Raw genomic sequence first — 4,718 nt, forward strand, 5'->3', positions numbered from 1 at the left:
GCGCCGGCCCGCGTGACCGGCACGGGCACGCCGCATGCTGATGCCAGCGCCCATGTCCCCCTTGGCTGGCGCCGACGACATGAACTCAAGTTCCCAAGCGCCCCGCAGGTCCGGCGGCGCGGCACTGGTCTATTACGACGACAGCCGGGCAGGCTATACGCGAGCCCGCATCAACGGCCACGCCTTCCACTACCTGGACGCGCGCGGCAAGCGGATACGCAGTGCGCCGGAGATCAAGCGCATCGATGCCCTGGCGATACCGCCGGCCTATGAGCAGGTATGGATCTGCCCGTCTCCGCTTGGGCACCTGCAGGCCACCGGGCGCGACGCGCGCGGCCGCAAGCAGTACCGCTACCACCCGGACTGGACCGCGGTGCGCGACGCGAGCAAGTACCAAAGCCTTGCGGATTTTGCGCAGACGCTGCCGCGCATCCGGCGCCAGGTCGAACGCGATCTGCGCACCCCCGGCTTATCCCAGAACAAGGTGATAGCCGTACTGGTGCGGTTGTTGGAGGCAACCCTGGTGCGCATCGGCGCGCGCGAATACGCCCGGGCCAACAAGTCCTATGGCTTGACCACCCTCAAGCGCCGCCACGCCAGCGTCAGCGGCGACCGCTTCCGTTTCCGCTTCCAGGGCAAGAGCGGCGTAAGCCACGACGTGAGTGCCGCGGACCGGCGCGTGGCGCGCGTCATCAAGCGCTGCCTGGACATCCCCGGCCAGCAGCTTTTCCAGTACCTGGACGAGGACGGCGGCAGCCATCCGGTGGACTCTGGCGCGGTCAATGCCTATCTGCGCGCGGCGGGCCGGGGCGACTTCACGGCGAAGCACTACCGGACCTGGGCAGGTTCCGTCATGGCGTATGCGGCGTTGCAGAGCTGTCCCGCCGACGACGCCGCCCAGGCGCAGAAGAACGTGGTGGAAGTGGTCAAACAGGTGGCGCGGCGGCTCGCCAATACGCCTGCCGTGTGCCGGGCCTGCTATGTGCACCCAGCCATTCTGGCCGCCTATCTGGAGGGCGCGTTGCCACCAGCCGCGGCCGCGCCACAAGCGCCCCGCGGCCTGCACCCGGACGAACGCCGCCTGCTGGCCTTTTTGCGGGCGCAGGCCGCTGCGGCAGCGCCGGCCGCTCAGGAATCAAAGGATCGATGAGCGCGCATTCTTGGCCTGCGGCTGCGGCGCGGAACCGTCAGCCCAATTCGACTCGGTGCGCGTGTCGGCCACGACGCGCTTGTCGCGCGCGGCCTCGTCCGGGGTCGAGGCGTCTGGTTTATCCGGTCTGCGCGGAACATCGACGGCAGAACGCGGCGGCAGTATCTTAGCGTTGTCTTCCGGCTGCTTGCCGGCACGCGCCGGCTTCGCGGATCCCGGTACGGATGCTGGTTTCATGCGTGGCTCCTGGGGTTGCTCCCCAAGGGGAGCATTCCTCCCGATGCTACGGCGGCACGCTGCAAGGGTCATCGCCGGCAGGCTTCAAATTGCAAGCGGATGTGGCCTTCGGGCCAGGCATGCCGGTTGCGGCGCGTACCGGGCATCACAAGGAGATGCAATGCGAGATCCAAATTTCGAGCAATGTGTGCAAGCCTGCTACGAATGCGCGGTCGCCTGCGATATATGCGCCTCCGCCTGCTTGCAGGAGAGCCCCGCGCAGATGCAGCGTTGCATCGCGCTGTGCACGGATTGCGCCGCGGTGTGCCGGCTATGTGCGGCCATGCTGGCGCGCGATGGCGAGTTCGCCACTGCCCAGTGCACCTTGTGCGCACTGATGTGCGACGCCTGCGCGCGCGAGTGTTCGTCGCACGAGGCCGAGCATTGCCAGGTTTGCGCAGGCGCATGCCTGGGCTGCACGCTGGCCTGCCGCGACATGCTGGAGGCCTGAAACCTTCCGACCCGCCGCGCGGCCGTCCGGGCCGGCCGCGCCGGCGCACTTTCCGCCCGACTGCCAGGAGCTACCGATGGCCTCTACCCACACTCCCCTGCCCTCCGATTTTCCGGAGAACGGCCCGGACAACCGCGGCGCGCACCGACGCTCACGGCACCCTGAAGCCTGGATCGACGATCTGGAAGCCACGCTCAGCGACACCGCCGCAACCGACATGGAAGCACTCAAGGCGCGCCTGTCCGAGCAGTTGCGCGCCACGCGGCGCAGCCTGCGCGACGCTTCCGACAACGCCAGCGACCTGATGCGCGAAACCATAGACTGCACCGAGGAATACATCCACGCCCGGCCCTGGCAGGCGATCGGCCTGGTGGCGGGCGCGGCTTTCCTGTTTGGCGTGGTGGTGGGACGGCAGTAGTCCAGATCGCGGACCGCCCGGGCATGCCATTTGCTTGGACATGGGCAAGGCGCGTGCCGCGCCTGCCCGCCAGGAGAACCCCATGAGCAAGCCTGATCAAGCCGACACCGGCGCCCGTCCGCATCCCACACCACCCATGCCGGCCCAGCATCTGGACAAGCCGGGCCAGGAAGCTGACATGGTGCTCAAGCCCCAGTACCAGGCGCCGCAGTACAAGGGCAGCGGCAAGCTCGATGGCATGGTGGCCCTGGTGACCGGCGGCGATTCCGGCATAGGCCGCGCCATCTGCCTGCTGTACGCGCGCGAAGGCGCCGACGTGGCGGTGGTCTATCTCAACGAACAAGAGGATGCCGAAGACACCCGGCGCGCCGTGGAGAGCGAAGGCAGGCGCTGCGAGCTGATCCCCGGCGACGTGCAGGATCCGGCGTTCTGCGAGCAGGCGGTGGAACAGACGATACGCGCGTACGGCAAACTCGATGTGCTGGTGAACAACGCCGCCTATCAGCAGCACACGGACACCCTGCCCGAGATCAGCGACGAAAAGTGGGATAAGACGCTGCGCACCAACATCACCGGCTATTTCCAGATGGCCCGCGCGGCGCTGCCGCACCTGCACGCCGGCGCGTCCATCATCAATACGGGATCGGTCACGGGCCTGCGCGGCAGCGCCAAGCTGCTGGACTACTCCACCACCAAGGGCGCGATCCATGCATTCACCCGATCGCTGGCCGCCAATCTTGCCGGCAAAGGGGTGCGCGTGAACGCAGTGGCTCCAGGACCCGTATGGACTCCCTTGAATCCCGCCGACCAAAGTCCTGAAAAGATCAAGGAATTTGGCAAGCACACCGACTTCGGACGCCCGGCGCAACCCGAGGAAATTTCCCCGGCCTACGTCTTCCTGGCCTCGCCCGTATGCGCCAGCTATATCACCGGCATCGTGCTTCCCATTACCGGCAGCGCCGGCGACTGAGGCTTGTCCGGCGCTGAGCGTCCCCTTACTTCGGCGGCGCTATCGACGCGGGCGCTTCCCGGGACGCTGGCGAGACGGCGGGCGCCTCTCCCTTGACGGCGGGCTGGATCTTGTCAGGGTCGGCCGGCGCAGTGCCCTGCAGCTTGCGGGCCATGGCCAGATGCTGGGCCAGCATGGGCAGGGAGCGCGCAGCGAACTCTCGCACCTGCGGGTCCTTGGACTCGCGCGCAGCAGTCTCGAACAGACGGTTGGCCATCGTGTGCGCGTCCATGGCGGCCTTTTCGATGTAAAGCGCATCGAAGTCCGCTCCGCTCCTGTTGCTCAGTTGTTCCAACGTGCCGCGATCGGGCTCAGAGGGTTCGGTCGGCAGCTTCACCTGTTTGCTCGCCGCCAGGGTCTTGAGTTCGGCATTCATGGCGCGATGCTGCTCCAGCATCTTCGCAGCGAACGCCTGGACGTCGCCGTCGCCGGCGCGCTTTTTCGCCAGCTCCGCGGCCTCCGTCTCGAACATTCCCGAACCCGCCGCGGCCTGCAGGAAGCGCGCCTCTGGCTCCGCCAATTCCTGCGCCCGCACACCGCCCAGCACGCCTGGCGCGATCAGCAGGCAAATCGCGACAATGCCGCACAGCCAAGTCGTCTTCTTCATATCGGGCTCCCGCAACAATAGTCCGGCCGTAATTCGCCTCATGGACAGCAACTGCCATGCCCGCGCCGGGCACGGTGCTTGCTGTGGGCGTGGCAAGCGGCCTGGCCCGGCCGGCACAGGCAGTCCGCCCGCAGTTCCGCCCCACCCGCATCCTGCGCAAAGGACATCCCCATGGACATGCCCGGCAACAATGAAGATTTCTCCGAGCTGGAAGACGAATCGGCGCCACCGCCGATGCCGCCCGAAACCCGCGGCCTGTCCATCCTGGACTGGTCGGCATTGATCGCAGTGGTGGCAGGCGGCCTGAATACCGGCCTGATCGCCGCGGTCGATCTGGACGTGTTCGCCAAGATACTGCCCTCGGCCGCTGCCACCCGCAGTGTCTATGGCTTGATCGGTCTGGCCGCGCTATACAGCGTGGTGCTGCTTTTCAGGCTGGGCGAACAACCGGAATGAGCACGCCGGAAGACGGTCATGCTGTGCCGGGACGCTTGCCCGGATACTGCCCGCCTTCCTCGTACTCGGCGCCCTTGTCATTGGGTTTCTTGTCCGATTCGCGCTTGGGCGCGGCGGGCGGCTTGCCGAAACCGGGCTTGTCCGTGCCGAACTGGCCGCTGCGATGGGCGGCTTCGGTTTCCGTGCGCGGCGCATTGGCCTTGGCATGCTCCGGATCCGCTTTCGCGTTGTCTGTCCGCTTGGTTTCCATATTCGTATCCCCGTCTCGTTCGATGGATGCCGCGGGCGCCGCGCATCCGCATCGCCCGCCGTCAGCCCCCGAGCAAGCGGCGTGCCCGGCCGGCCCGGGCA

At 67.2% G+C, this 4,718-nt stretch carries 8 protein-coding genes; 5 read left to right on the top strand and 3 right to left on the bottom strand.

Annotated features, from left to right (window positions below; translation table 11 throughout):
* Positions 1-79 precede the first annotated feature (79 nt).
* A complete protein-coding gene (locus AC6LKD_RS32405) occupies positions 80-1,150 on the top strand; it encodes a DNA topoisomerase IB (protein ID WP_498118530.1) in 1,071 nt (356 codons plus the stop codon).
* Here the strand turns inward: AC6LKD_RS32405 and AC6LKD_RS32410 are convergent.
* Positions 1,136-1,387 carry a hypothetical protein gene (locus AC6LKD_RS32410; protein WP_013393890.1) on the bottom strand — a complete coding sequence of 84 codons (252 nt, stop codon included), beginning with the start codon at positions 1,385-1,387 and terminating at the stop codon, positions 1,136-1,138. The two genes, AC6LKD_RS32405 and AC6LKD_RS32410, sit on opposite strands and share 15 nt — an antisense overlap.
* Positions 1,388-1,547: 160 nt before the next feature.
* Between AC6LKD_RS32410 and AC6LKD_RS32415 the strand changes: the two genes are divergently transcribed.
* From AC6LKD_RS32415 to AC6LKD_RS32425, 3 genes are all read left to right on the top strand, one after another.
* Positions 1,548-1,877, top strand: coding sequence for a four-helix bundle copper-binding protein (locus AC6LKD_RS32415; protein WP_013393891.1), 330 nt, complete (start codon positions 1,548-1,550; stop codon positions 1,875-1,877).
* Between the two features lie 76 nt (positions 1,878-1,953).
* Positions 1,954-2,295, top strand: coding sequence for an ElaB/YgaM/YqjD family protein (locus AC6LKD_RS32420; protein WP_013393892.1), 342 nt, complete (start codon positions 1,954-1,956; stop codon positions 2,293-2,295).
* An 82-nt stretch (positions 2,296-2,377) separates the two neighbouring features.
* Positions 2,378-3,265 carry an SDR family oxidoreductase gene (locus AC6LKD_RS32425; protein ID WP_498118531.1) on the top strand — a complete coding sequence of 296 codons (888 nt, stop codon included), beginning with the start codon at positions 2,378-2,380 and terminating at the stop codon, positions 3,263-3,265.
* 25 nt (positions 3,266-3,290) lie between these two features.
* On the opposite strand, the gene AC6LKD_RS32430 is transcribed toward AC6LKD_RS32425, so the two are convergent.
* The gene (locus tag AC6LKD_RS32430) at positions 3,291-3,911 is read right to left on the bottom strand and encodes a DUF4142 domain-containing protein (RefSeq protein ID WP_498118532.1); all 621 of its coding nucleotides are present in this window, start codon (positions 3,909-3,911) and stop codon (positions 3,291-3,293) included.
* 171 nt (positions 3,912-4,082) lie between these two features.
* On the opposite strand from AC6LKD_RS32430, the gene AC6LKD_RS32435 reads away from it, so the two are divergent.
* Positions 4,083-4,367, top strand: a complete 285-nt coding sequence (locus AC6LKD_RS32435) for a DUF378 domain-containing protein (protein ID WP_013393896.1) — start codon at positions 4,083-4,085, stop codon at positions 4,365-4,367.
* A 16-nt stretch (positions 4,368-4,383) separates the two neighbouring features.
* Here AC6LKD_RS32435 and AC6LKD_RS32440 read toward each other — a convergent pair whose 3' ends face one another.
* A complete protein-coding gene (locus AC6LKD_RS32440) occupies positions 4,384-4,617 on the bottom strand; it encodes a hypothetical protein (RefSeq protein ID WP_013393897.1) in 234 nt (77 codons plus the stop codon).
* Positions 4,618-4,718: the final 101 nt, after the last annotated feature.

The organism is Achromobacter sp. D7-1 (assembly GCF_059760445.1).